Source organism: Microbacterium sp. nov. GSS16, from assembly GCF_028198145.1.
Classification (GTDB): domain Bacteria; phylum Actinomycetota; class Actinomycetes; order Actinomycetales; family Microbacteriaceae; genus Microbacterium.
In genome coordinates this window covers 1,342,815-1,368,260 of sequence record NZ_CP116338.1, presented here as the reverse complement: position 1 = coordinate 1,368,260, position 25,446 = coordinate 1,342,815, and the positions used below count along the sequence as shown (strand labels likewise).

25 protein-coding genes are annotated in these 25,446 nt (G+C 69.4%); 8 read left to right on the top strand and 17 right to left on the bottom strand.

Translation table 11 applies throughout. The features are described 5' to 3' along the window. Window positions 1-12 precede the first annotated feature (12 nt). The 5 genes from PGB26_RS06375 to PGB26_RS06355 form a co-directional block, all read right to left on the bottom strand. Window positions 13-1,314 carry a hypothetical protein gene (locus tag PGB26_RS06375; RefSeq protein ID WP_271639499.1) on the bottom strand — a complete coding sequence of 434 codons (1,302 nt, stop codon included), beginning with the start codon at window positions 1,312-1,314 and terminating at the stop codon, window positions 13-15. Window positions 1,315-1,476: 162 nt separating this feature from the next. Next, window positions 1,477-1,635: a hypothetical protein gene (locus PGB26_RS06370; protein WP_271639498.1), complete on the bottom strand. Its 159-nt coding sequence runs from the start codon at window positions 1,633-1,635 to the stop codon at window positions 1,477-1,479. 95 nt (window positions 1,636-1,730) lie between these two features. Then, on the bottom strand, window positions 1,731-2,615 hold the full coding sequence (locus PGB26_RS06365; RefSeq protein ID WP_271639497.1) for a sugar ABC transporter permease: 885 nt from the start codon (window positions 2,613-2,615) through the stop codon (window positions 1,731-1,733). Then, window positions 2,615-4,219 carry a maltose ABC transporter permease MalF gene (gene malF, locus PGB26_RS06360; RefSeq protein WP_271639496.1) on the bottom strand — a complete coding sequence of 535 codons (1,605 nt, stop codon included), beginning with the start codon at window positions 4,217-4,219 and terminating at the stop codon, window positions 2,615-2,617. The genes PGB26_RS06365 and malF overlap by 1 nt, the downstream gene beginning before the upstream one ends. Before the next feature lie 88 nt (window positions 4,220-4,307). Beyond that, window positions 4,308-5,522 (bottom strand): sugar ABC transporter substrate-binding protein, encoded by a 1,215-nt coding sequence (locus PGB26_RS06355; RefSeq protein ID WP_271639495.1) that lies wholly within the window; start codon window positions 5,520-5,522, stop codon window positions 4,308-4,310. A gap of 240 nt (window positions 5,523-5,762) precedes the next feature. Between PGB26_RS06355 and PGB26_RS06350 the strand changes: the two genes are divergently transcribed. The 3 genes from PGB26_RS06350 to PGB26_RS06340 all read left to right on the top strand — a co-directional run bounded on the left by PGB26_RS06350 (window position 5,763) and on the right by PGB26_RS06340 (window position 8,549). Beyond that, entirely contained in the window at window positions 5,763-7,166 is a 1,404-nt protein-coding gene (locus tag PGB26_RS06350) for a serine/threonine-protein kinase (protein WP_271639494.1), read from the top strand. 45 nt (window positions 7,167-7,211) lie between these two features. Beyond that, on the top strand, window positions 7,212-7,700 hold the full coding sequence (locus PGB26_RS06345) for a YajQ family cyclic di-GMP-binding protein (protein ID WP_271639493.1): 489 nt from the start codon (window positions 7,212-7,214) through the stop codon (window positions 7,698-7,700). 204 nt (window positions 7,701-7,904) lie between these two features. After that, window positions 7,905-8,549 (top strand): GntR family transcriptional regulator, encoded by a 645-nt coding sequence (locus PGB26_RS06340; protein ID WP_271639492.1) that lies wholly within the window; start codon window positions 7,905-7,907, stop codon window positions 8,547-8,549. Here the strand turns inward: PGB26_RS06340 and PGB26_RS06335 are convergent. From PGB26_RS06335 to PGB26_RS06315, 5 genes are all read right to left on the bottom strand, one after another. Further along, window positions 8,542-9,543 carry an alpha/beta hydrolase gene (locus tag PGB26_RS06335; protein ID WP_271639491.1) on the bottom strand — a complete coding sequence of 334 codons (1,002 nt, stop codon included), beginning with the start codon at window positions 9,541-9,543 and terminating at the stop codon, window positions 8,542-8,544. The two genes, PGB26_RS06340 and PGB26_RS06335, sit on opposite strands and share 8 nt — an antisense overlap. Window positions 9,544-9,569: 26 nt before the next feature. Beyond that, on the bottom strand, window positions 9,570-10,943 hold the full coding sequence (locus tag PGB26_RS06330; protein ID WP_271639490.1) for an FAD-dependent oxidoreductase: 1,374 nt from the start codon (window positions 10,941-10,943) through the stop codon (window positions 9,570-9,572). Window positions 10,944-10,956: 13 nt separating this feature from the next. Beyond that, entirely contained in the window at window positions 10,957-12,018 is a 1,062-nt protein-coding gene (locus PGB26_RS06325; RefSeq protein WP_271639489.1) for a polyprenyl synthetase family protein, read from the bottom strand. A gap of 58 nt (window positions 12,019-12,076) precedes the next feature. After that, window positions 12,077-13,345 carry an isochorismate synthase gene (locus tag PGB26_RS06320; protein ID WP_271639488.1) on the bottom strand — a complete coding sequence of 423 codons (1,269 nt, stop codon included), beginning with the start codon at window positions 13,343-13,345 and terminating at the stop codon, window positions 12,077-12,079. A gap of 237 nt (window positions 13,346-13,582) precedes the next feature. Then, entirely contained in the window at window positions 13,583-14,137 is a 555-nt protein-coding gene (locus tag PGB26_RS06315) for a DUF402 domain-containing protein (RefSeq protein ID WP_271639487.1), read from the bottom strand. Between the two features lie 119 nt (window positions 14,138-14,256). Here PGB26_RS06315 and ubiE point away from each other — a divergent pair, with 119 nt between their 5' ends. Continuing rightward, entirely contained in the window at window positions 14,257-14,970 is a 714-nt protein-coding gene (ubiE, locus tag PGB26_RS06310; RefSeq protein WP_271639486.1) for a bifunctional demethylmenaquinone methyltransferase/2-methoxy-6-polyprenyl-1,4-benzoquinol methylase UbiE, read from the top strand. 9 nt (window positions 14,971-14,979) lie between these two features. On the opposite strand, the gene PGB26_RS06305 is transcribed toward ubiE, so the two are convergent. Then, window positions 14,980-15,834 (bottom strand): polyphosphate kinase 2 family protein, encoded by an 855-nt coding sequence (locus PGB26_RS06305; RefSeq protein WP_271639485.1) that lies wholly within the window; start codon window positions 15,832-15,834, stop codon window positions 14,980-14,982. Window positions 15,835-15,931: 97 nt separating this feature from the next. On the opposite strand from PGB26_RS06305, the gene rmuC reads away from it, so the two are divergent. After that, complete coding sequence (rmuC, locus tag PGB26_RS06300) at window positions 15,932-17,506, top strand: DNA recombination protein RmuC (protein ID WP_271639484.1); 1,575 nt, start codon at window positions 15,932-15,934, stop codon at window positions 17,504-17,506. 24 nt (window positions 17,507-17,530) lie between these two features. Here the strand turns inward: rmuC and PGB26_RS06295 are convergent, their stop codons facing one another. Together PGB26_RS06295 and PGB26_RS06290 are read right to left on the bottom strand one after the other, a co-directional pair. After that, on the bottom strand, window positions 17,531-19,282 hold the full coding sequence (locus PGB26_RS06295) for a thiamine pyrophosphate-binding protein (RefSeq protein ID WP_271639483.1): 1,752 nt from the start codon (window positions 19,280-19,282) through the stop codon (window positions 17,531-17,533). Then, window positions 19,279-19,620 carry a PLDc N-terminal domain-containing protein gene (locus tag PGB26_RS06290; RefSeq protein ID WP_271639482.1) on the bottom strand — a complete coding sequence of 114 codons (342 nt, stop codon included), beginning with the start codon at window positions 19,618-19,620 and terminating at the stop codon, window positions 19,279-19,281. Before PGB26_RS06290 ends, PGB26_RS06295 begins: the two co-directional genes overlap by 4 nt. Window positions 19,621-19,708: 88 nt before the next feature. On the opposite strand from PGB26_RS06290, the gene PGB26_RS06285 reads away from it, so the two are divergent. Then, on the top strand, window positions 19,709-19,969 hold the full coding sequence (locus PGB26_RS06285; RefSeq protein ID WP_271639481.1) for a DUF4229 domain-containing protein: 261 nt from the start codon (window positions 19,709-19,711) through the stop codon (window positions 19,967-19,969). 34 nt (window positions 19,970-20,003) lie between these two features. On the opposite strand, the gene PGB26_RS06280 is transcribed toward PGB26_RS06285, so the two are convergent. From PGB26_RS06280 to PGB26_RS06270, 3 genes are all read right to left on the bottom strand, one after another. Next, window positions 20,004-20,303: a DUF4287 domain-containing protein gene (locus PGB26_RS06280; RefSeq protein WP_271639480.1), complete on the bottom strand. Its 300-nt coding sequence runs from the start codon at window positions 20,301-20,303 to the stop codon at window positions 20,004-20,006. A gap of 65 nt (window positions 20,304-20,368) precedes the next feature. Then, window positions 20,369-21,337, bottom strand: a complete 969-nt coding sequence (locus PGB26_RS06275) for a 1,4-dihydroxy-2-naphthoate polyprenyltransferase (protein WP_271639479.1) — start codon at window positions 21,335-21,337, stop codon at window positions 20,369-20,371. A 49-nt stretch (window positions 21,338-21,386) separates the two neighbouring features. Further along, window positions 21,387-21,836 (bottom strand): Lrp/AsnC family transcriptional regulator, encoded by a 450-nt coding sequence (locus PGB26_RS06270; RefSeq protein ID WP_271639478.1) that lies wholly within the window; start codon window positions 21,834-21,836, stop codon window positions 21,387-21,389. Between the two features lie 72 nt (window positions 21,837-21,908). Between PGB26_RS06270 and PGB26_RS06265 the strand changes: the two genes are divergently transcribed. After that, entirely contained in the window at window positions 21,909-23,339 is a 1,431-nt protein-coding gene (locus PGB26_RS06265; RefSeq protein ID WP_271639477.1) for a DUF6421 family protein, read from the top strand. A gap of 62 nt (window positions 23,340-23,401) precedes the next feature. Beyond that, the gene (locus tag PGB26_RS06260; RefSeq protein WP_271639476.1) at window positions 23,402-24,043 is read left to right on the top strand and encodes an SDR family NAD(P)-dependent oxidoreductase; all 642 of its coding nucleotides are present in this window, start codon (window positions 23,402-23,404) and stop codon (window positions 24,041-24,043) included. On the opposite strand, the gene PGB26_RS06255 is transcribed toward PGB26_RS06260, so the two are convergent. Next, window positions 24,030-25,388: an MFS transporter gene (locus tag PGB26_RS06255; RefSeq protein ID WP_271639475.1), complete on the bottom strand. Its 1,359-nt coding sequence runs from the start codon at window positions 25,386-25,388 to the stop codon at window positions 24,030-24,032. The genes PGB26_RS06260 and PGB26_RS06255 overlap by 14 nt on opposite strands. Window positions 25,389-25,446 lie beyond the last annotated feature (58 nt).

Below are 25,446 nucleotides of genomic sequence, written 5' to 3'. Positions count from 1 at the left end.
GTCAGACTACGCTCATCGCAGTGCGGCGGGACCGGCTTCGAGAGTGCGCTCGTACTCGGCCTGCGCCTCGGCGTTGAGCGCCTTCTTCCTGGCACCGCTGCGGGCGACCCACGCGCCGAACCAGATCGTGAGCTCGCGGGCGAAGATGAACGATGCGATGGCGAGCGGAGCGAGCAGCTGCTCGTTCACCAGCTCGATCGACTCTGTGGCCGTCACACGCCAGAACGGCTCCTGGAAGAGCTGCCCGAGGATGTGACCGCCGTAGGTCGCGATGGCCACGAACACCCCGAAGATCACCCACTTGCCCCAGCGCGCGCGGTTGATGAACGCGCCGAGCAGCCAGAACGAGAGGAAGAACACGACGACCGGCACCCAGAACGACCAGGTCGAGAGGGGCTCGAGGGCGGCGGTGCCGATGTTCTCGACGGTCACGTCGCCGCGCACGGCGCCGAAGCCGAGGATCGCGGCGAGGTAGAGGATCGCGAACGCGACTGTGGCGACCAGGCCGATGGCGCCTGCCGTGCCGCGGTTGCCGAGCTCGCGAGGCGGCTCAGGCGCCTGCACGAAGATCGGCTGCGGCGCTGCGGGCGGCGCGACGGGCTCGGCGGGGACGACCTGCGTCTCGGCTGCCGATGCCGAGGGCGCGGCGTACGCGGTGTCGGCGACAGTGTGGTGGTGCGGGCGGTCCTGGTCGATCACGCGGGTCGCATCGGCGTCGTACGCGCCGGTCGGCGAGGCGGATGCGGAGGTGTCGCGCTCGTCGTGCTGCGCGGCCGCGGCGCTGCGCTCGTCGACACGGTTCTCGTCTGCATGACGCTCGTCGACACGGGTCTCATCGATGCGGTGCCCGTCGACCACGCGCTCGTCGCCACGGCTGGCGTCGCCGCGGTTGTCGTCACGGCTGGCGTCGACATGGTTGTCGTCGACACGGCTCTCATCGATGCGGTGCTCGTCGACGGCAGGAGCATCCACACGGCCGGGGTCCGCGGCACCAGCACCGGCACCAGCACCAGCACCAGCACCAGAGGCGATGGAGTCGTCCTCACGGCGGGCGGCGTCGTAGCGGCGCCCCTCGGAAGGGCGGTCGACGCCGGGACGGGAATCCGCGGGCTCAGCGGCACCGAACGTGCCCGGGTGGTCGCGCTCAGCTGCGGCGAACGCCTCCATGTCGGGATCGACGGGCTTCGCCGCGGCATCCCTGCTCGGCACATCCGCGCGTGCAGCGGCGGCGGCGTCGAGTCCCTCGTTGGCGCTGCCGACGACGTCGTCGACGTCGCGGTGCTGCTCGTTCTTCGGAACCTCGGGGTCACTCATGGGATCGCCTCTCGTCGTAGATGCACACCGAGGCTAACTCCCCGCACGTTTCGCGCCGCGAAGGCGTGCCGAAGTGTCCGCGATGTCGGCTCGCGCAGCGCGGCGCCCGGCGGTCGCCGACCCGTCAGCGGGGATGCCGCTGTCAGCTGGGCAGAGCGCCGATCATCGCGGCACGGTGCCGTCGAGCAGGTGACCGACCACGAAGAGCAGCCCCGGCCCCGCCGGAAGCGATATCCAGAGCAGCGCGCCGACCACGCCCGCGCACAGCAGCCCGACGATCCAGCTGATCGCCAGATTGCGACCTCCCACGCGTGCGGCCATGCTCTCACCGTATGCCTCTCGAGCGCCGCGCCATGGCATCCGGTCGTCGTGTCTCGCCGACACCCTTCGCCCGACGGCGCGACCCGGGTCGCGGCCTACTTGACCGCGCCCGCGGTGAGACCGCCGACGATGTACTTCTGCAGGCAGAGGAACAAGATCATCACCGGGATCGCGGCCATCACGGCCCCCGCCGAGAAGGCCGACCAGTCGGCGTAGCGCGGGTTCGCGACGAGCTTGGTGAGGCCCACGACGAGCGTCTGCTTCTCGGGGTCGATGAGGATGACGCTGGCGATCACGTACTCGTTGACGATGCCGATGAACGAGAGAAGCCCGACCACCGAGAGGATGGGCGCCACCAGCCGCAGGATGATCGTGAAGAAGATCCGGGCGTGCCCTGCGCCGTCGATGCGGGCCGCCTCGTCGATCTCCTTCGGGATCGTGTTGAAGAAGCCGTACATGAGGTAGGTGTTCACGCCCAGCGCGCCGCCGAGGTAGACGAGGATCAGGCCGGTGTGCGTGTTCAGGCCGATCGCCGGGAACCAGTCTCCGAGAGTCGACATGAGCATGAACAGCGCGACGACCGCGAGCAGCTGCGGGAACATCTGCACGACGACGACGGTGATCAGTCCGACCCGCCGTCCGGCGAACCGCATGCGCGAGAACGCGTAGGCGGCGCACGCGCCGATGAACACCGTGAGCAGCCCGGTGACCGTGGCGATGATCAGGGTGTTCAGGAACCACAGCGCGTAGGGGTTCTGCGGATCGGTGAGGATGCGCACGTAGCTGTCGATGCCGATGGCCGAGAAGAGCTGGTTCGAGCCGGTCAGCGTGCCCTTGGGGTTGAGCGATGCCGACAGCACGTACAGCAGTGGGAAGAGCGCGAACACGCTCACCACGATCGCGACGAGGTGGCGCCATCCGGTGTCGGCGAACCATGCGCCGAAGGAGCGCTTGGACGGCGCGAGGGTCTGGGTGCTCATCAGTTCAGCTCCTCGAGGGCCTTGGTCTTGCGGAAGCTGACGATCGAGATCGTCGCCACCACGATGAAGATGAGGATCGTGAACGCCGAGGCGAGACCGTAGTCGCGCGTCTGCCCGGTGAACGCCACCTTGTACACCATCGAGATCAGGATGTCGGTGTGCCCGACCGGGATCGAGACGTCGGTGAACCGCGGCCCGCCCCTGGTCAGCATGTAGATCAGGTTGAAGTTGTTGAAGTTGAACGCGAACGACGAGATCAGCAGCGGCGCCACGGTCACCAGCAGAAGCGGCAGCTTGATGCGCCTGAAGATCTGCCAGGGGTTGGCGCCGTCCATCACGGCCGCCTCGTTGACGTCCTCCGGGATGCCCTGCAGGGCCCCCATGCACACCAGGAACATGTAAGGGAATCCGAGCCATAGGTTCACGATGAGGATCGACACCTTCGCCAGCGTCGGATCGGTCAGCCATGGGATCTCGGCTCCGCCGAGGAGCACCTGGTTGATGAAGCCGAAGCTCTCGTTCATCATCCCGGCCCACACCAGCGCCGACAGGAACGCGGGGAAGGCGTACGGCAGGATCATGATGATCCGGTAGGTGTTGCGGAACCGCATGCGGGTGTTGTTGAACACCAGCGCCATCAGCAGCCCCAGGAAGAAGGTGGATGCCACCGAGACGATCGCGAAGACGAACGTCCATACGGTGACCGAGATCAGCGGCCCGCGGATCGAGGCGTCGGTGACGGCCCGGACGAAGTTGTCGAACCCGACATTGACCTGCCATCCGGGCAGCAGCTGCTCGCCGTCGTCGGCGGTGAAGGCGCCGATGCCGGTGTCGGAGTAGATGACGCCGTTGCGCGTGTCGGTGATCGTGTCGGCGGCCGCGTCGTACTCGAGCTGCGAGATGTAGAGGTAGCCGCTCTGCCCGTCGGGAGTGCGCAGGCTGCCGTCGTTGGGATCGTCGCTGAACGGCACCGAGAGCTTCTCGAGCTCGGATGACAGGCTGAAGACCTCGGCGAGCGGGAGGGTGCGCCAGCCGTCGGTCGCAGTGGCGCTGCCGCCGTCGAACTGCGCGTCGACCTCGCGCAGCGGCTCGTCATTGGTTCCGAGCAGCGCGTCGCCGGTGTCGGGATCGGTCACGAGCAGGCCGTAGACGCCTGCCTGCTCGACGATCTGCACCGGGTAGACGGGCGAGTCCTCGACGCGCTCCTGCGCAGAGGCGAGAAGCGCGGAGACCGCCTGAGGCTTCGAGCCGTTGTGCCCGGTGCCGTAGTTGGTGAAGCCGATGTAGCCCGTGTAGACCAGCGCGAAGACCTGGAAGACGACCAGGAAGATGATTCCGGGCGTGAGGTACTTCGCGGGCACGCGTCGACGCGAGAAGTAGATGTAGTTCACCACGGCGGTGACGGCGATGACCACCGCGAGCACCAACCACTCCTGGTTGGCGAAGAGCACGAACGCCGCGTACACGGCGACCGCGTCGACGATCCCCAGCAGGAGGATCTTCAGCAGCATCCAGCCGACCGGCGTCGCGGCCGCCTCGGCGATCTGCGCGGCCTGTCGCTGGCGCTTGGTAGGAGGAGCGGTCTGCTCCATGGTCTCGGTCATCTCTGTTCCCGTTGTCGTCTCGCAGGCTCGATGATGGAGGCGCGCTCGAGGCGGGACGGTATTCCCCGCCCCGAGCACGCCCGGGCGATCACTTGATCGCTGCGGAGACGTCGTCCGTGAGCTTCTGCCAGGTCGCCTTAGGGTCGGCGCCGTTGATCACGGCCGCCTCGGCGATGCCCCAGTACTGCCAGACCGATCCCATCGCGGGGATCGCGGGCATCGGCACCGCGTCGGCGCCGACGGTCTGGAACCCGGCGATGATCGGGTCGGATGCCGCTGTGTCGGCGGCGGCGGTCAGTGCGGGCAGCACGTTGCCGGCCTTGAACAGTTCAAGCTGCACGTCTTCGGTGCCGATGTAATTGACGAGGAAGTCGTTCGCGGCGACCTTGTTCTTCGACTCCGAGCTGACGAAGAAGCCCTTGACACCGGCGAACGGCGAGGCCGCCTCTGCGGTGGGGCTGGGGATCGGGTCGATCGCGACGTCGATGCCGGCGTCGACGGCCGCGGCGACGTTCCACGGCCCGGTCAGCCAGAAGGCTGCGGTGCCGTCGAGGAACTGCTGCTTGGCGATCTCACCGTCGATGTCGGTGTTCAGCGTGCCGGACTGGCCCTGTGCGGCCAGCCAGTCGGCGAAGGCGAAGCCGCCCTCGCTGCCCAGCTGCAGGTCGGCCGGGTCGTAGCTGCCCGATGCGTCGGTGCCGAACACCGGGGCGCCGAAGGCAGTCTGGAACGGGTACATGTTGTACGGGTTGCCCTCGGCGCCCAACTCGACCACGAAGGTGCCCTTCGAGACCATGTCGTCGAAGCTCTTCGGAGCCTCGGGGACGAGCTTCGTGTTGCGCAGCATGGCGATGTTCTCGACCGCGTACGGGAGCATGTAGACGGTGCCCTCGTAGGTGGCCGCCTGAGTCGCGACGGGCAGGTAGCCGTCGGCCGAGTCGCCGAGCTCGATCGGGGCGACGACACCGTTGGTCGACAGCTCGCCGAGCCAGTCGTGAGCACCCATGACCACGTCGGGGCCCTTGCCGGTCGGCGCCTGCTGGATGAAGTCGTCCTTGATGTCGTCGACCGACTTGCCGACGAGGTCGACGGTGACGCCGGTCTTCTCCTCATAGGCGTCGGCCGCGCCCTTGAGCGCGTCGACGCGCTCCGCGTCGAGCCAGACGGTGAGCTTGCTGGCCGCGCCCTTGCCTGACGAGTCCTCGTCGGCGGAGGGGGTGGATGACGCGCAGCCGCTCAGAGCGATTGCGGACGTGACGGCGAGTGCGCCGAACGCGAGGATGCTTCTCTTGGTCACCTTCATTGGTGCTTACCTCTCTGGATGCGAATGGCCTGCAGGAAACTGCAAGCGCTTACAGTATGCACTCCGCCGGGCGCTTTTCGGTAGCGTCGACTGAAAGCGTTTCCAAATCGAGACCCTTATGCACCCTCCCGGCCTCTTGCACGTCCTGACGTCGACGTCAAGGCGGAAGACGATGCGGGCCGGCGCCCCTAGCTTGGGCAGGGTCACGGCGCCCGAGCCGTGCCGGATTGCGGAGTTCCGATGGATACGATCGACGACGAGGCGACGGCCCCTCTTCTCGACGGACGGTACCGGCTCGACGGCTGTGTCGGCCGAGGCGCGACATCCATGGTCTACCGCGCACACGACTCGCTGCTGCGCCGTACGGTCGCCATCAAGCTGCTCCGCGCGGACGACGAGACGCCTCTGGAATGCGAGCGCGTCCACAGTGAGACGGCGCTTCTGGCATCCCTCTCCCACCCCTCGCTCGTCGCCCTGTACGACGCGAGTCTCGATCTTCCGCACCCGCGATACCTGGTGATGGAGTTCGTCGACGGGCCCACGCTCGCCACGCACCTCACCCGGGGCACCCTCACTCGCGGCGAGGCTGCCGCTATCGGTCGCGATCTGGCTGACGCGCTGCGCGTCGTCCACGCCCGCGGCATCGTGCACCGCGACGTGAAGCCGTCGAACGTCCTGCTCGCCCGCACCGACGGGAACGACGGCTGGAACGCCAAGCTCACCGACTTCGGCATCGCCTTCCATCCCGACGAGGCTCGGCGCACATCGCCGGGGATCGCGATCGGCACGGCCGCGTACATGGCACCCGAGCAGGTGCGGGCCGATCCGATCACCCCGGCCGCAGACATCTACTCCCTCGGCCTCGTGCTACTCGAATCCCTCACCGGCGAGCCGGCCTTCCCGCGCACCCGCGACGTGCAGACCGCGCTCGCACGGCTGGTCAGCGAACCGGGCATCCCCGACGGTCTCGGCGCCGAGTGGGTTCATCTGCTGCGTCGGATGACGCACAGCGAGCCCGACCAGCGTCCGACGGCGGCCGAGGTCGTGCACGAGGTGTCGATCATGTCGGCGGATGCCCGTGACGACACCACCGGTGTGCCGGACGACACCACCGGAACGACGGCGGCGCTGCCTGCGGTGTCGATCGCCACGCCCGCGGCGCCGAAGATCGCGTCGGCGACGACTCCCGACGTGCAGAAGCGTCGACCCATGCGTCGTCGGACGATGGGCGCGTTCGCGGCCGCTGCAGCGGCGGCCGCCGTTCTCGCCGGCGGGTGGATGGCGTGGCCGGCCGGCACGTCTCCGACGCCGACCGTCACGCCGGCGGAGGTCGCAGAGACTCCGACGACGCCGGATGCCGACCAGCCGGTCACCACGCCGATCGCCGAGACACCGGTCGAACCCGTCGAGCCGGTGCAGCCCGCCCAGCTCGACCAGTCCGAGGTGCAGACCGAGGTGCAGTCCGACGTGCAGACCGCAGGCACCTCGACGGCGGAGAAGGCCAGCGGGAACCCGAACGCCGGGCCGGGCAGCAACTCGGGAAGCTCGCCCGAGACGAACTCCGGGAAGGCCGCCGGCAAGAGCGACTCCCCACAGGGCAAGGGAAACGGCAACGGCAACGGCAACGGCGGAAAGGACAAGTGATGCACCGCCTCCGGTGGGCGGGGCTGACACTCTATGGTGGTAGTCATGGCTGACTCTTCGTTCGACATCGTCTCCAAGGTTGATCACCAGGAGGCGGACAACGCACTCAACCAGGCGCGCAAGGAGATCGAGCAGCGCTACGACTTCAAGGGTACCGGCGCGTCGATCTCGTGGAGCGGCGAGCAGATCGTGATCGTGGCGAACTCGGAGGAGCGCGTCAACGCCGTGCTCGACGTGTTCCAGTCGAAGCTGATCAAGCGCGGCATCTCCTTGAAGAGCCTCGAGTCGGGAGAGCCGGTCGCGAGCGGCAAGGAGTACCGCCTCACCTCGAGTCTGAAGGACGGGATCTCGAGCGAGAACGCGAAGAAGATCGGCAAGATCATCCGCGACGAGGGCCCCAAGGGCGTGAAGAGCCAGATCCAGGGCGACGAGCTGCGCGTGCAGTCGAAGAGCCGCGACGACCTGCAGTCGGTGATCGCTCTGCTCAAGGGCAGCGATCTCGACATCGACCTGCAGTTCATCAACTACCGCTGACGCGCCACCGTCTCTGCCGACGCCGCGCTCGTCCGGTCAGCGCGCGTCAGGCATCCGTCGGCCCGATATCCGACCTTCGACGACCTCCTGCCGCTCGGCAGGCGGTGGCGAGGGCGCCGTGTCGCACGCCCTGGGTAGAATGCCGGTGTATGGGTTGTATGGGGCAACCCGGGGGACGCCGTCAGGCGCATTGGGGAGAGACACATGGTCGACGTCGAACGACCGCCGAGAGCGGATATCGGGGCGAGGAAGCAGCTGCTCGCCGAGGGGCTGTTCCACCTGATCGGCGAACGGATCGTGAGCGGCGAACTCGCTCCGGGCGCACGGATCCGCGACAGCGAACTCGCCGTCGAGCTGTCGGTGTCGCGCACACCGGTGCGTGAGGCGCTGCAGCGGCTCGAGCGCATCGGCATGGTCACGATGTATCCGAGCAGGTACACCGAAGTCTCGTCGGTCACGCCCGATCAGGTCGAGACGGCGCACGTCTTCGCGGGTCTGCAGGCGAGCATCGTCGTCCGCCTCGCGTGCCCTCGGCTCACGGCCGCCGAGCTGGAGGCGGTGTGCCGGCTCATCCGCGCCGTCAGCGCCGACATCTCCGACACCGCCGCGACCGCGAGCGCCCGACGCGCTCTGATCGAATACCTCGCCCCGCGCTCGGGCAACGCGCTGCAGGTGGCGTTGATCGACGACGTGAGCCTCGCGCTCGCACGTGCGTTGAAGACGCACGATGTGCCCGCCGACAGGCATCCGCACGTCGAGAGCGCGTGCGCCGATCTGGAGGACGCGTTCCTGCGCCGCGATGCGGACGCCGCCGAGCAGGCCTGCCGGCGGATGTACTGGCTCATCTGACGGAGGCGTGGGTGTGCGCCCACCCCCGCGCCCAGTTGTCGAGGCGCTCGTACGCCTCGGTGCGCACGTCGCGGCGCGACAGGAAGACGTCGTGCAGCGCGCCGTCGATCCGCTCGACGGTGACCGAGCGACCGAGCTTGAGCGCGGCGCGGGCGATGTCGTCGACGACCAGCACGCTGTCGGCCGACATCAGCTCATCGGACCACCGAGTGGGCAGCGCCGATCGCGCCGACAGCAGCACGCAGACCGGCACCTCGATGTCGAGGCCGCGCGAGACGGCGGCGTGCCCGGCGAGAACCGCTCGCAGCCAGGCGGCGTGCACGGTCATCGCCTGCTCGGGCCGCCACAGCGGGTTCACCTCGACCGGATCGTCGGGATCGGCGACCTCGCGCTGCGCGCGGGTGTAGAAGCCGAGGTCGACCTGCGGCGCCGGCTCCATCGGGCGCAGCCTCGCCTGCAGCTCGACCATCGGCGTGATCGCCGCACGCGCCGCTCCCAGCTGGAACTCCAGCCAGGGCGCGTTGAGGATCACCGCGTCTACCTGACGCGGATGCCGCGACGCCCAGAGACTGAGGATGAGCCCGCCGGTGGAATGGCCGAGCAGCACGAGACGCCGTCCCGCGGCATCGCCCCTGGCCTCCAGCGCAGCGGCGATGTCGGCATCGTACTCGGCGAGATCGGTGATGTACCCGGGTGTCTGGCCCGGTCGCAGGCTGCGGCCGTACTTGCGCAGGTCGAGGGCGAAGAACCGCGCGCCTCGATCGGTCCAGAACCGGGCCAGTCGCCTCTGGAAGAAGTAGTCCGACCAGCCGTGCACGTAGAGCACGTCGACGTCCGCCAGCGGGCGGCGATCGCCGCCGAGGCGCCACCACGGCACGGGGTCGGGCAGCGCGCGCACGAGAGTCGCGACGATGTCGCCCTCGACGTCCTCCCCCAACGGCAGAGTGAGCTGCTGGAAGCCCTCACCGAGGACATCGGGAACCCACTCGGCCATGCACTCAACCTAGCGGGCGCGAGAGCTCACTCCCCGCGCGATACGCGGACCATCTCCTCGCGCGGCACGAGCTTGACCCGGGCGCGCTCATGCGGCGCGCCGAGCTCGATCTCGTGCGCGTCCAGACGGTGCCAGCCGTCGAGATCCGTCCACGCGACGCCGCGCTCGGCGAGGAGCGCCGGGATCGCATCCTCGGACGGGTCCTCGGGCTGCCACCACGAACCCTGATCGTTGATCAGGTGCCGCACGGTCTCCATGGCATCCGACTTGGTGTGACCGATCAGGCCGACCGGCCCGCGCTTGATCCAGCCGGTGGCGTAGATGCCGGGCACGCGCTGGTTCGACTTCGTCTCGAGCACCTGCCCCTCGCGGTTGGGGATCACGCCGTGCTTCTTGTCGAACGGCACGCCGGGCAGCGGCGATCCGAAGTAGCCGATCGCGCGGTACAGCGCCTGCATGGGCACCTCGCGCAGCTCGCCGGTGCCGACCGCGCCCCCGGCGCCGTCGGATTTGGTGCGCTCGTAGACGAGCGCCGCGACGCGGCCGTTCTCATCCTTCTTCACCTCGACGGGGCGTGCCCAGAAGTGCAGGTGCAGGCGTCGGGATGCCGTGCCGCCGGCGTTGTTCACCGAGTCGAGCTTGCGCCACGACTGCATGATGCGGTCCATCACCATCACCTGCTTGTTGCTGGTGACGGCCTGGCGCGACGCCTCGTCGTAGTCGAAGTCCTCGTCGTACACGACCATGTCGACGTCGCGCAGCTCGCCCAGCTCGCGCAGCTCGAGCGGGGTGAACTTCACCTGCGCGGGGCCGCGGCGGCCGAACACGTGCACATCCGTGATGCGGCTGGCCTTCAGGCCCTGATAGACGTTCTCGGGCACCTCGGTGACCAGCAGGTCATCGGCGTGCTTGGCGAGCATGCGGGCGACGTCGAGCGCCACGTTGCCGTTGCCGATCACGCCGACCGACTCGGCGTCCAGGCTCCACTCGCGCGGCACATCCGGATGCCCGTCGAACCAGCTCACGTATTCGGCCGCCCCGAACGAGTGGTCGGCGTCGATGCCGGGGATGTCGAGCGACGAGTCGCGCACCGCGCCGGTGGCGAAGATCACCGCGTTGTAGTGGCGCTTGAGGTCGTCGATGGTGATGTCGGTGCCGAAGCGCACGTTGCCGAACAGGCGGATGTCACCGCGGTCGAGCACGTCGCGCAGCGCCGTGATGATGCCCTTGATGCGCGGGTGGTCGGGAGCCACGCCGTAGCGGACCAGACCGTAGGGCGCGGGCAGCTGCTCGAAGAGGTCGATGGAGACATCGAACTTGCGCTCGGCCTTGAGCAGGAGGTCGGCGGCGTAGATGCCTGCCGGTCCCGCCCCGACGATGGCCAGCTTGAGCTTCGTCATGGGGTTCCTTCCGTCAGCTGCTGCGATCAGCGAGAGTCTCCGCGAACCGGGTCAGCGCATCGCGCACGGTGCCCTTGGGCAGCGGTGCGAGCGCGGCGACGGCGTCGGCCGTCCAGGTGCGGGCGAGAGTCAGGGTGCGGGCGGTGGCGTCATTGTCACGCAGCTCGGCGAGCGGCCCGTCGAGCACCGAGGGATCGGCGCCTTCGGCGATGCGGGCGACGCCCTCGTCTATCCTCCGCGCGAGATCGACGTCTTCGGGTGCCTCGCTCGTCTTCAGCAGCAGCGACGGCATCGTCGGCACTCCCGCGCGCAGATCGGTGCCCGGAACCTTGCCGGTCTCTTCAGCGTCGGCCGAGAGGTCGATCACGTCGTCGAGCAGCTGGAAGGCCACGCCCACCTTCTCGCCGTAGACGCGCAGCGGCTCTTCGAACTCGGCGGGGGCATTCGAGAAGATCGCTCCGCCCTGGGTCGCTGCGGCGATCAGCGAGCCGGTCTTGTCGGCGAGCACCTGGATGTAGAAGTCGATCGGGTCATCGCCGGGCTGCGCGCCGACGGTCTCGCGAAGCTGGCCGAGCACGAGCCGCTCGAACGTGTCGGCCTGCAGGCGCATCGCGCGGTCGCCGTAGCGCGACATGATCTGGCTCGCACGCGAGAACAGGATGTCGCCGGTGAGAATGGCGACGTTGTTGCCCCACACCGCGTGTGCCGCAGGCACTCCGCGACGGGTGTCGGCGCCGTCCATGACATCGTCGTGGTACAGCGAGCCGAGGTGGGTGAGCTCGAGCGCCTTGGCCACATCGATCACCGCTGCGGTGCCGCCGTCGCCGAGCTGCGCGGTGAGCAGGGTGAGCACGGGCCGGATGCGCTTGCCGCCGGCCTCGTACAGGTAGCGGGCGGCGGCATCCGCGATCGAGTCGGCGACCTTGACCTCTTCGGCGATGCCCGCCTCGACCAGGTCGAGTCCGGCCTCGATGCGCGAGGCGACGCGACGCGCGGCCGGGCCGAGGAAGATGCGGTCGCTGAAGCCGAGTCGGCTCGCCAGTCGCGTGCCCGGGGTCGCGGGGCCTGAAGTCACGTACTCAACCCTACCTTCGCGGCGGAGGGTGACGGCACGACGGGCACGCGGAAACCGTTCACGCGAGAGCGTCGACGAGAGGGCGGAATTTGACGCGCGTCTCGAGCAGCTCCGACTCGGGCTCGCTGCCGGCGACGATGCCCGCCCCGGCGTATGCCGTGACGCGTCTCGCACCGGATGCCTCCCGCGGCGCGTCGCCGAACTGCGCACAGCGCAGCGCGATGGCCCATTCGCCGTCGCCGGCGGCGTCGATCCACCCGACCGGCCCGGCGTAGCGCCCCCTGTCGAAGGGCTCGATGCGTCGGATCGCGGCGATCGCGGCATCTGTGGGCGCGCCGGCGACAGCCGCGGTCGGGTGCATCGCCCCGACCAGGTCGAGCGATGACGCGCCGTCGGTGAGTCGACCAGCCACGTCGGTGGCGAGGTGGAAGAGATTGGGCAGCTCGAGCACGAAGGGAGCGGTGTCGGCGTCGAGCGCGCTGGTGTGCGGTGCGAGTGCCGTCAGGACGCTCTGCACGGCGTAGCGGTGCTCGTCGAGGTCTTTGCCGCTCGCGGCGAGCGCTGCGGATGCCGCGTGATCCTCGGACGGGTCTGCTCCCCGCCCGGCCGTTCCCGCCAGCACACGGGCGGTGACCACCCGCTCATGCGCGGTGACCAGTGTCTCGGGGCTCGCGCCGACGAGTCCGTCGACGGCGAAGGTCCACGTGTCGGGGTAGCCCGTCGCCAGTGCGCGCACGAGGCGGCGCAGGTCGGCGTCGCCCGGCACCGTGCCGGTCAGGTCCCGGGCGAGCACGACCTTGCTGTACGCGCCCTCCGCGATCTCGTCGAGGGCGCGGCGGACGGCATCCTGGTACCCCTGCGGGGTCTGTGCGCCGGGCCCGACGCGGCCCGCCCAGTGCGGCCCGAGGGCGGCCGGTTCGGGAGTCGGGGCGAAGTCCGCATCGGAAGCCTGACGGATGCGGGTGATCCAGCTGCGACCGTCACGCAGCCCGATGACCGTCTGCGGCACGAGCAGCACGCTGTCGGACGACGAGTCCTCGTCGAACGCCAGCGCGCCGAAGCCGACGAGACCGGTGCCGGCGAGTCCCACCTCGTCGTCGATGTCGGCGATGGCCGTGATCTCCCGCCATGCGTCGGCGATGACGGCGCTGCGCAGGCATCCAGAGCCCGCTGGCACGCGGATCACCGCGGCGACGCCGTCGCCGGCGGCCACGATCCCCTCGCCGCGACGCAGCCAGGCCAGAGGCCGGGTGGCGGAGGTGTGTGCCAGCAGATCCCCGACGGGTGGGATCTCGCGGGTCTCGGCGACCAGGCGGATGCTGCTCACCCGTACAGCCTATCCGCCGGGCGGGGCCGGGGATGCGCCGGCGGGGCTCGGCGGGCGGCGGGCGGGGCGGCATGCGCCGGCGGGGCGGCGTGCGCCGGGCGGCGGGCGGCGGGCGGCGTGACACTTCGGGGGCCGACACTCCAGATGTCGGACCGATTCGCGGGTTCGGTCCGACATCTGGCGTGTCGGCCCCCGGTTCGTACGCGGTGACGCGGGTCGGATGCCCGCGGGCGGGCGTCAGCGGTGCAGACCGAGCGCGACGAGGCGGTCGAGCCACGGGTCTGCGGTGGCATCGTCGAACGGGGCGAGCTGGGCGCGCACCTGCTGCTCGAGTTCGACGGCGCGTGCCTCGAGGTGGGTCATGACCTCGGCCGGGTAGCCGTAGCGGATGCTGTGCTCGGCCCACTCGTCGCGGTCGTCGACGTACGTGCCCTGCTCGGTGAGGCGCCGCACCACGTCGAGGTCCATGTCGATCGCCGTGGCCAGCCGCGGATCCCGGGTCCAGCGCACGTCCCACGCGAGGTCGATGTACACCCGCATGTGGCGCGGGTGCCCGCGGTGCACGGTGAGCGCGAAGTCGGTGTGGTCGCGGGGCACCAGGGTGACGTTCGGCGACTCGGCGACGAAGTCCGCGCCGGGGCGGTGGCTGCGCCAGCCGATCGGCTGTCCGATCCAGTCGCCCCAGTCGTCGGCGCCCAGGTAGACGACGTCGTTGTTCCAGTGCGGCGAGCCGTCCCATTTGCGCCAGGTCATGGCCATCGGTGTGCCCGGTTCGGGGCGCGTCGCATTCACCCGGCGAGTCTATGCCCGGGCTGCACCGGCCCCTTCGGAGTCGGTCGTGCGCGGCGAGGGACGCCCCGGGCGTCCGTCCGGGCGGAGCGCACGGCATCCGGTCGCTCTAGGATCGAAGCATGCAGCCGAACCGCGCCGATCTCGGCAAGAACCCCTCCCGCGTCAGCGGCATGTTCGACCAGGTCGCGAAAGGCTATGACCGCACGAACACCGTCATGACGCTCGGCAACGATGCGCTGTGGCGCGCGGCCACGACGCGCGCGGTCGCGCCGAAGCGCGGCGAGCGGATCCTCGATCTGGCTGCGGGCACGGCATCCTCCTCCGCCTCCCTCGCCGCGAGCGGAGCACAGATCGTCGCCGCCGACTTCTCCCCCGGGATGCTCGCAGAGGGGCGGCGCAGGCACGGCCACCTGCACAACATCACCTTCGTCGAGGCGGATGCCACGGACCTGCCTTTCGGCGACGCCGAGTTCGACGCGGTCACCATGTCGTACGGCCTGCGCAACGTGCAGGACCCGAAGAAGGCGCTGCGCGAGCTGCTGCGGGTCACCAAGCCCGGCGGCCGCATGGTGATCAACGAGTTCTCGACGCCTCCAGGGCGCTTCTTCCGCGGGTTCTACGACTTCTACAACGCACAGGTGCTGCCGCGGGTCGCGCGCCTCGCCGGCACCAACGGCGACGCGTACGACTATCTGAACGAGTCGATCCGCGACTGGCCCGACCAGCGCACGCTGGCCGCGTGGATCCGCGAGGCGGGCTGGACGGATGTCGAGTACCGCAACCTCTCGTTCGGAATCGTCGCACTGCATCGCGCGCGCAAGCCGCGGCGCTGACCTTTTCGCTCAGCTGGCAGCGAGGCGCTTCTTCTCGGCCTCGACGTCGAAGTCGGCGGCCGGCCATCGCGGATCGATGTCCTCCAGAGCGCCGATGAGCAGCTCCTGCACGGCGAGGCGCGCGTACCATTTGCGGTTCGCGGGCACGACGTACCAGGGCGCATCCGGCGTCGAGGTACGCTCGAACACGGTCTGATACGCGGCCATGTAATCGCTCCACAGCATCCGCTCGTCGACATCGCCGGGGTTGTACTTCCAGTGCTTGTCGGGGCGGTCCAGCCGCTCCATCAGCCGGTCCTTCTGCTCGTCGCGTGAGATGTGCAGCATGACCTTGACGATGCGGGTTCCGGATGCCGCGATGCGGCGCTCGAAGTCGACGATCGCGCCGTACCGGCGCTCGATCTCGACCTCGTCGGCCAGGCCGCGCACCCGGCCGATCAGCACGTCCTCGTAATGCGAGCGGTCGAAGACGCCGATCATGCCGGCGTCGGGCAGGCGCTTCTCGACGCGCCAGAGGAAGTCGTGCGCGAGCTCTTCTTCGGTGGGCGCCTTGAACGCCGCGAAGTCGACGCCCTGCGGGTCGACGCCACCGACGACGTGCCGCACGATTCCGCCCTTGCCTGCGGTGTCCATCGCCTGCAGCACGAGCAGCACCGCGTCGTGCCCTTCGCCCACATGGCTGGCGGCGAACAGCCGCTCCTGGAGCTCGTCGAGACGCCGCTCGCGCTGCTCGAGCAGGGCGGTGCCGGCATCTTTGTCGCCGTCGAAGCCGGGGTGCGCGTCCGCATCGACCGCGTCGAGCGAGAAGCCCTCGCCGACTCTGAGCAGCTCGGCCGGATCGGTGGTCCATGCGTGCGTCGCCATGCAGACATCATGCCCCCTGCGAGCCTGAGCGGGCCATGCGCCGCACTGAGCGAGCCCGCGAGTCGAAGTGTCGGTGGCCTCATCCACAATCGGAGACATGGACACCATCGTTCTCGTCGTCATCGCGGTGATCGCCGCCGCTCTCGCCGGAGCGCTCGGCTTCGTGCTCGGCGCGCAGCGCGTCCACTCAGCCCATGCGGGCCGGCAGGCCGAGGCCGGTGCGGCACTGCTGCGCGTGGCCGCACTCGAACGGGATGCCGAGGCGCTGCGCGCCGAGAACTCCGCGCGAGTACAGGAGGAGCGGACGCTGGCCGATCGGCGAGTCGCCGAGGTGCGGCAGCTGGGCGAGCGGGCGGTGGCGGATGCCCGGCGCGAGGCCGAGGAGCGACGGGAGCACGAGCGCGTGGAGCATGCGCGCCGGCTCGCCGAGGTGCGTGAGGAGGCCGATGCCGATGTGCTGGCGGAGCGCCGGCGGGCGGCCGAGCGACTGGAAGAGCTGAAGGCCGATCAGAAGCGCCTCGCCGACGAGTTCGATGCGCTGAGCCGGCGGGCGCTGGAGGCGAACACCAAGGCGTTCCTGCAGCAGGCGGAAGAGCGCCTCAAGCGCAGCCAGAGCGAGGGGGCCGCCGAGCTGCAGAAGCGGCAGGATGCGGTGCAGCAGCTCATCGAGCCGATCCAGAAGACCCTCGACACCGTGAAGTCGGAGATGACGACCGCTGAGAAGGCGCGTCTCGAGGCCCATGCGGCGCTCGCCGAGCAGCTGCAGATCATGCGCCAGTCGTCGGAGACGCTCGGTTCGGAGACCCGCAACCTCGTCAACGCCCTGCGGGCGCCCCAGGTGCGCGGGCGCTGGGGCGAGCTGCAGCTGCGGCGTGTGGTCGAGGCGTCGGGCATGGTCAATCACGTCGACTTCGACGAGCAGATGCATCACAGCACCGACGACGGCGCGCTGCGGCCCGACCTGGTCGTGCACCTCGCCGGCGACAAGCGCGTCGTCGTCGACTCGAAGGTCGCGTTCAGCGGGTATCTCGAGGCGATGGAGGCCACCGACGAGGCCGTCCGCGCGCAGCGGCTGGCGGCGCACGCGCGCCATCTGAAGAAGCACATCGACGACCTCGGCGCCAAGGAGTACTGGGATGTCGTCGCGGGATCACCCGAGTTCGTGGTGATGTTCGTGCCCGCAGAGCCGTTTCTCGCGGCGGCGCTCGATCAGGACGCGACGCTCTACGAGTACGCCTTCGAGCGCAACGTCGTGATCGCGACGCCTTCGACGCTCATCGCGCTGCTGCGCACCGTGGGACACGCGTGGCGGCAGGACCAGCTGGCTCAGGAGGCTCAACAGATCTTCACCGTGGGCAAAGAGCTGCACAAGCGCCTCGGAACGCTCGGACAGCACCTGGCCAAGCTCGGGCGCAGTCTCAACTCGACCGTCGACGCCTACAACAGGTTCGCCGGGTCACTCGACCGCAACGTCGTCACGCAGGCCCGCAGGTTCAGTGCGCTGCAGGGGCTCGACGACGTGCTCACCGAGACGCAGCCCGTGGAGGCGCAGGCCGTCGCCCCGCAGAAGAGCGACCTGTACGAACTCGAGGCCGGCGGTCCGGACGCGACGGCTTCCGAAGACCGCTACGCGAGCGCAGATCTGGGCGAGATCGCCCAGCGCCTCGACTGACCGCGCGCTGTGGGCGAGCGCGGCTCAGCGCTCGAGCGGAACCTCGATGATCTGCGGGCCCGAGATCGCAGAGGTCAGCGCCTGGTCGAGCGCCGAGCGGGTGCTCACCTGCAGGAAGTCCCACCCGTAGGCGGCGGCGAGGTCGGCCAGCTGCGCGGCGTGCGGAGTGTAGAACGCTCGGTCGAGGTCGACCTGCTGGGCGGAGGAGGCGACCTCCAGTCCGTCGAAGATGGTGCCTCCGCCGTCATTGCCGACGATCACCTGAATGCGCGGGGCGGGTTCGTCGCCGGGCAGCAGCAGCGCACCGACGTCGTGCAGGAAGGCCAGGTCGCCGAGCAGCACGCGGGTCACTCCCGGCGCGCCGTCGCCTTGGCTGGCCAGGGCGATGCCGATGCCGGTCGCCACCGTGCCGTCGATGCCCGCGAGCCCTCGGTTCGCGTGAACAGGCACCTTCTTGCCGCCGAGCACCTGGTCGGCGACTCGCACCAGACGCGACGACCCGAACACGAGCCGATCGTGCGGCCAGGTGGCGCGCCACACGGCGTCGGTCAGAATCTGACGATCCACCCGCCGGCGCACGGCGTCGAGCTCGGCGCGCACCGCACCCAGCCGTTCGGCGCTGTCGTCGGAATACAGCCCCTTCTGATCCGGCGCGGGGGCGCTGAGGTCGACCGCGCTCTCCTGCGAGGCGGTCATCCACTCCCCCAGCCACTGACGGTCGGCCGCGCCCGACTCGACGGCTACGGCGGCGACCGCTCGCGTGCGACCGTTCAGGTTCAGCGCTTCACCGCCCGCACGCACCGCGATGACCTCGACGTCGCGGCGGGCCAGCAGAGCCGCGACCTCGCGGCTGAGGGTGGGATGCCCGAAGACCACGGCCCGCTCGATGCGCCCGCCGAGCGGCTCCTCCCGCAGCAGGGCACGGTAGCCGTGCACGAGAAGCCGGCCGAAGCGCGCGCCGCTGACGACCTCGGCGATGAGCGGCCAGCTGCCCGCATGAGACAGCTCCTCGGCATCCGGTCCGGCGTCCGCTCCCGCGACCACGATCGTGCGTGGACCCCGGGGCAGCAGCACGGGCTCGGCCGGCGGTGCCGTCGGCGCATCACCGGGCGTCGCGATGACCTCGGCCGCGGCAGAAAGCGGCTCGCGCGTGGGCAGGTTCAGGTGCACGGGGCCGGCGATACCGGCCAGCCCGTCGCCGTCGAGTCCCAGCGCGGCGCGCACGGCGCGCTCCGCGAGGCCGGCCCACGCCGTGCAGCCGGTCGGGATCCTCAGACCATCCGGCTCTTGCCCGGCATGTTCATGGGCGACACGCTGCTCCGAGCACGTCTCGTCCGAGATATCCGACGCGCCGGGCACCTCGGCATCGACGTGCAACCGCACGAACGATCCGAAGATCCCCGGCTGCATGGTGGCCTGGTTCGCCCCGACCCCGCGCAGCTCTGGCGGACGGTCGGCGGTGAGCAGCAGCAGCGGGATGCCGGAGTGGAAGGCCTCCATGGTCGCGGGAAGCAGGTTGCCCGCTGCGGTTCCCGACGTGCAGAGCACTGCCACGGGAACCCGGCTCTCGCGAGCGATACCCAGCGCGGTGAATCCGGCCACCCGCTCGTCGATGCGCACGTGCACTCGCATGGCGCCCGTGCGCGCCAGCGAAGTCGCAGCGAGCGCAAGTGCCTGGGAGCGCGAGCCCGGCGAGAGGACGAGATCGCGGACGCCGTGGTCGACCAGCTCGACGAGCAGCTCGGCCGCCGCGTCGCTTGCGGGGGCGCTGCTCACGAGCGCGGATCCGTGCCGTCGGTCTCGTCGTCGAGGCGCGCGAGCTCCTCTTCCAGCTGTCGGATCCGGGCATCCTGCTCGGCCGTGCTCATGCGGCGCAGGGCGGCCGGATCGTCGTCCGGACCCGTCACGAAGTCACTGACCCGCTCGCCGCGGCGCCGTCGCCCGATCCAGAACCACAGGATGCCGCCGATGACCGGCAGCAGCACGACGATGAGGATCCAGGTGCCCTTCGACACCCCGCGGTGCCGGTCGGCAGGCTGCACGGCCACGTCGACGATGCTGAACACCCAGAAGATGACAGCCAGAAAACCGCCGACGATCAGGACACGAGCCATGCCTCCAGTGTAGTTCGCCGACTCGTGCCCGGCCTCGGAGAGCGGCGACGCACAGCAGGTGCCTAACCCCCGCTCGTAGACTGTCGGGGTGAAGCTGCCACCCCTCCTCGTCTACACCGTGCTGCGGTTGCTGGCGTTCATCGTGCCGCTGGGCATCCTGTGGCTGTTCCCCGTGTTCCGCGAGTACTGGTGGCTCGCCGCCCTGTTCGCCGCGCTGATCGGCATGAGCATCTCGCTGCTGTTCCTGCGTGCACCGCTGTCGCAGGCGTCCCGCGACATATACGCCAAGCGCAACCGCGACAGGCGTCCCTCTGATGAGGATGCTGAGGACCGCCTCGCGGGCGAGTGACCGCAGTCGAGTCTCTCCCGCGCGAGCAGCACGTTCAGGTTCCCGCGGATGCGGGGTTGGTGGCCTTGCCGTCGAGCCAGAGGCTGTCCGACGGGTCCGCGTGCGCGCTGTCGGTGCCGACGTGCTTCGCGCTGATCTGAGAGCCCTTCGTGATCACGTGCACGAGTGCCATGCCGTAGCCGCGCGAGAGCTCGTAGTCGGCTTTCAGCCATTCGAGGATCGGAGTGGCCTTGGTGCCGGGCCCGAAGCCCTTCTCGGATGCCAGTTCGATGAACTGCCGCGGAGTGAGGCCCGTCTTCGTCTCGATGTTGTCGAGGTACGCCTGAAACGACATGCTGCTCCTTCTGCGACGTAGGGGTGTGCGGATCACTCTTCCGCCGCCGAGGTCGAGTCCCGACCTCAGCCGACGAGAGCCCAGTACACCAGGCCCGCGTACGCGAGTGCGGTCAGCGAGGTGAGCGCGAGCGCGGTGACCAGCTCGCGCGGCTGCCGGTACGTCCAGACGATGACGATCGCCACGAGCCCCGCCAGCAGAGCGAGCATGGCCAACCACGCGATCGGGTAGAGCAGGGCGATCCACGCGGCGAGCGCGAACGGGATGAGCACGAACAGCGTGAACAGCACCTGGGTGGCGCGTCGCCCGATCAGCACAGAGAGGGTGCGCTTGCCGACGGCGCGATCCTGATCGATGTCGCGCAGGTTGTTGGCGAGCAGCACCGCGCACGCGAAAAGTCCGGCCGCGACCGCGACCACCCACGCGACGGTCGGCAGGTACTGCACCTGCACCCACGTGGTGCCGAGTGTGGCGACGAGCCCGAAGAACACGAAGACGAACAGCTCGCCCATCGCGTTGTAGCCGTAGGGGCGCTTGCCTCCCGTGTAAAACCACGCGGCGACGATGCACAGCGCGCCGACCACGAGCATCCACCACTGCTGCGATCGGATGACGATGGCGAGGCCGACCACGGCGGCGAGCGCGAAGAAGACGAGCGCGACCAGCAGCACCCGCTTCGCCGGGACGCGTCCGGAGGCGGTCAGGCGGGCGGGACCGACGCGCTCGGCGTCGGTGCCGCGGATGCCGTCGCTGTAGTCGTTGGCGAAGTTCACGCCGATCTGCAGCAGCACCGCGACGGCCAGGCAGGCGAGCGCGATGACCCAGTGGAAGAGGTGGTCGACGGTCTGCGCCGCACCGGTGCCGAGCACGACCGGGGCCACGGCCAGCGGCAGGGTGCGCAGACGGGCGGCGCCGATCCAGTCCTTGGCGGTCACCGGCGCGAGGGCGAGCGCCGGGCGCTTCGCCGGGTTGCCGCCAGCGCGGCGTCGCTGCTGCGGAGCGCGCTTCTTCGTCTTCTTGGAGGATCCTGCCACGGCAGAGATCCTACTGTCCGCGTCTCTGCCCGCCGCCGCTCGTCCGCGATCAGGCGGGGCTGACGATCGGCCGGCGCTCGTAGAAGGTCTGCAGCACGACCGTGGTGCGGGTGCGGACGTTGGCCGCGATGCGGATGTCTCGGACGAGCTGCTCGAGAGAGCGCGGAGAGGCCACACGCACGAACAGCATGTAGGCCGCATCGCCCGCGATCGAATGGCACGCCTCGATCGCGCTGAGGTGCTCGAGCAGCTCGGGGGCGTTGTCGGGCTGCGCGGGATCGAGCGGGGTGATCTCGATGAAGGCCGACAGCGGCGCCCCCACCTGCTCGGGGTCGAGCACCGCCTGGTAGCCGGCGATCACCCCGCGCGACTCGAGTCGCTTGAGCCTCGACTGCACCGCAGACGTCGACAGCCCCACCGTCTCCGAGAGCTGGGCCAGAGTGGCTCGCCCGTCGCGGGAGACGGCGGCGAGGATCGCGTGATCGACAGTGTCATCCATAGGTGGAATAGTAGAGGTGAAGCACGCCCGTCGCCGGAAAATTTCCGGCCTGTCCCCTGATCGGAGGGTTCGATGTCCACCATCACCAGCGCCACCCAGAGCATCATCGGCGAGCCCGAGGTCGTGGAGGACGCATCGACCGCCGAGCGCAGCGCCGCCTGGACGCTGCTGAAGGACGCCGCGATCGCGATGCGCCCGCTGCAGATCAAGGACGGCTCGATCCCGAACGCCGACGACCGCGAGGCTGCGGCCGGTCACGTGGCTACGATCATCTCGGGCATCCGGGCCCTCGCCCCCGCCTTCCCGCACGACGCGGCCTACCTCGACGCCCTCGTCGTCGACTTTCAGCGCTGGGCCGACGACGGCTTCGGCGTGCCCGACTTCCTCGACTCCCTGGTCGCCTTCCAGCCCCAGCAGCACCGCATCGACGGCATCCGTCACCTCGTCGTCTTCCCGATGTACACGCAGAACGGCTCGAGCGACCGTCTCGTCGAGGCGCTGATCGTCGAGACCATCTGGCCCGAGTTCATCGCCGAGCTCGAGGCGGGCGACTACGGCAACAAGCTGTTCGTCTCGCTGCGACTGGTCGACTTCACTCCCGGCTACGACACCAACTCGGCCGTGCTGTTCCCCGAGACCGTCGCGATGCGCGAGATCCCCTCGTTCACCTGGGGCGCGATCTTCCAGGACCGCGAGGCCGCCCGCTACCGCCGCGTGGTGCGCGCAGCATCCGAGATCACCAATCTCGAGCTGCCCGAGCGTGCGAAGGCGATGCTCGACGACCAGCAGATGACCGAGAAGACGTTCGTGATGTGGGACATCATCCACGACCGCACCCACATGCGCGGTGACCTGCCGTTCGACCCGTTCATGATCAAGCAGCGCATGCCGTTCTTCCTCTACTCGCTCGAGGAGATGCGCTGCGACATGACCGCGTTCCGCGAGTCGGTGAAGATCGAGCGCGCGTTCGACGCCCGCGTCGCGGCCGGCGAGACGCTCACCGAGACCGAGCAGGAGATGCACGATTACGCGCACCTCGTGCAGTACGCCGTGATCTTCGACCGCATCTTCCGCTTCGCGATCACCGGCACCCGGGTGCGCAACTACGACGCGGTCGGCGGTCAGCTGCTGTTCGCCTGGCTGCACCAGCGCGGCGTGCTGCACTGGACCGACACGGCTCTCGCCTTCGACTGGGACAACGTCCCTGACGCCGTCGTCGCCCTCGGAGACGCGATCGACGACCTGTACTGGCACTCCATCGACCGCCCGAAGGTGGCGCACTGGCTCGCCGCGTACGAGCTGGTCCGTGGCACGCTCACCCCGCACCCCGCCTCGCAGTGGGCTCGCGGCCTGAGCGACGAGATCCTCGCCGGCGCCCCCAAGGGGTACACCGACGCCGTGATGGACGACGAGTTCCCGCTGTCGATGTTCTTCGAGACGCTCGACAAGAAGATGAAGGCGGTCATCGAGTCGACCGTGGGCATCCGCGGCACCGACGACTGACACTCATCGGAGTGGGCGGGAGAGCATCGTCTCCCGCCCACTCTCGTACCGAGGAGCGAATCATGAGCATCCACCGCACCGTCGTCCTCGTCGGCGCCACCAGCGAGGCGGGACTCGCCACCGCCACGGCGCTGATCGCAGCGGGCGCCAGGGTGATCGCCACCGGCCGCTCGGATGAGCGACTCGCGGCGCTTCGGGATGCGGGGGCGCAGACCGAGATCGCCGACGCCACCTCGTTCGGCGAGATGACCGCCCTGGCCGAGCGGCTCGGCCCGGTCGACGCGGTGATCCCGCTCGTCGGCGGCTGGCGCGGCGGCGGCGGGCTCGCCGGGCAGAGCGATGAGGACTTCGACGCGCTGCTGCCCGCTCTGCAGGCGGTGCGCGCGACGAGTCGCGCTTTCGACGCGGCGATCAAGGCGTCGGATGCCGGCCGCTTCGCGATCGTGTCGTCGACCGCCGTCGCGCGCCCGCTTGCGGGCGGGGCGAACTACGCAGCCATGAAGGCCGCGAGCGAGGCGTGGACGCGCGCCGTCGCGCAGGGCTACGCCAAGGCGGCACGGGATGCCGGCGACGATCTGCGCGCGGCATCCGTCGTCTTCCGCGCTGAAGGCGCGCTGCAGGCCGACGCTTTGTCGGGGGCGGTGGTGGCGCTGTGGGATCGGGATGCCGCCGCGCTGAACGACACGGTGGTCACGCTCGGCTGAGCCTGTCCGCTGCGCCCTCGGCGTCTCCAGGCTCGGGCGCCCCGGCGTACAGCTCGGTGAGCCTGCGGTAGGAGCGCGTGAAGAACGCCAGTGACGCCGCGACGACCATGATCAGACCGGCGAACAGGCAGATCAGGGCGATACCGCGCGCCTCGCCCTCACCCAGCAGCCAGCCCCACTGCATCCGACCGGCTTCGCTGCGCATGAACGGGATTATCAGGAACTCTGCCAGAGGTGCGATGAGGAAGGCGGTCACCGGCGCTGCAGCGGCCTCCATCGCCTGCGCCATTCCGAAAACCCGCCCCTGCCTGGCGTACGGCACCACCTTCTGGATCACGGTCTGCTCGGCCGCCTCGACCGGCGGCACCATCATCATGTACAGCCACATGCCGACGACGAACAGCGGCCACCATTCGCGCAGCATGAACACGGCGCCGAGCACGCCCATGCCTACGACGACGAGCAGCATGGTGCGCACGGGGCGCTTGCCGAGCCCGAACTTCGCGACCAGCGCACCGCCGACGAGGAATCCGGTCGAGGCGAACGCAAGGGCGATCCCCCACATCTGAGCCGAGAAGAGCGTCAACCCATACGGGTCCATCAGCGCCATGTAGACGCCGCCGATGAGGTTGTTGAACGTCGAGAACACGATCAGGGCGAATAGCCCCGGCGCCTCGCGGATCGCCTTCACGCTGCCGTGGAAGTCCAGCGCGCTCGGCGCATCGGGGTCGCGCTGCGGCGCCTCTTCGGGAATGCGGACGAACAGCAGGTGCACGAAGGTGAGCGCCATCGCGGCGACCGCGATGATCAGCGTCCACCCCATGCCGAGGAAGCCGATCGACAGCCCCGAGAACACGCTGGTGACGAGGAAGGCGATGCCCTGCACGGTTCCGACCAGGCCGTTCGCGTTCGCGTGCCTCTCTTCCGGGATCAGCAGCGTGACCGTCGTCGACAGCGCGATGCTGCGCAGCTGCTCGATGACCCCGCCGACGAGGATGATCAGCGCGAACGCCCAGAACCACGGACCGCCGATGTCGAGCAGCGCCGATTCGGGCTGCCAGAGGTAGAGCACGCCCGCCGCGCCGAATGCGACGGCTGAGACGACGCTCGAGATGAGCATCACGGTGTGCTTGCGGTAGCGATCGACGATCGTGCCGAACACCATCGAGAAGAACGCGATGAGCAGCATGTACGCGCCGCCGATGACGCCCGTCGCCAGAACCGACTGCGTCTCGATGTACACCCAGAACGTGAGCGCGAACCACAGGAAGCTGGTCGTCACGTTGGCGATCAGCGTGTTCACGAGCACGTTCGCGAAAGCCCTCGTCTTCGTTGCTGAGGTCACGGGTAGAGGGTAATCCCGGCCACCGACATCCGACAGGGCCGGTCGAGGACCGCCGGGT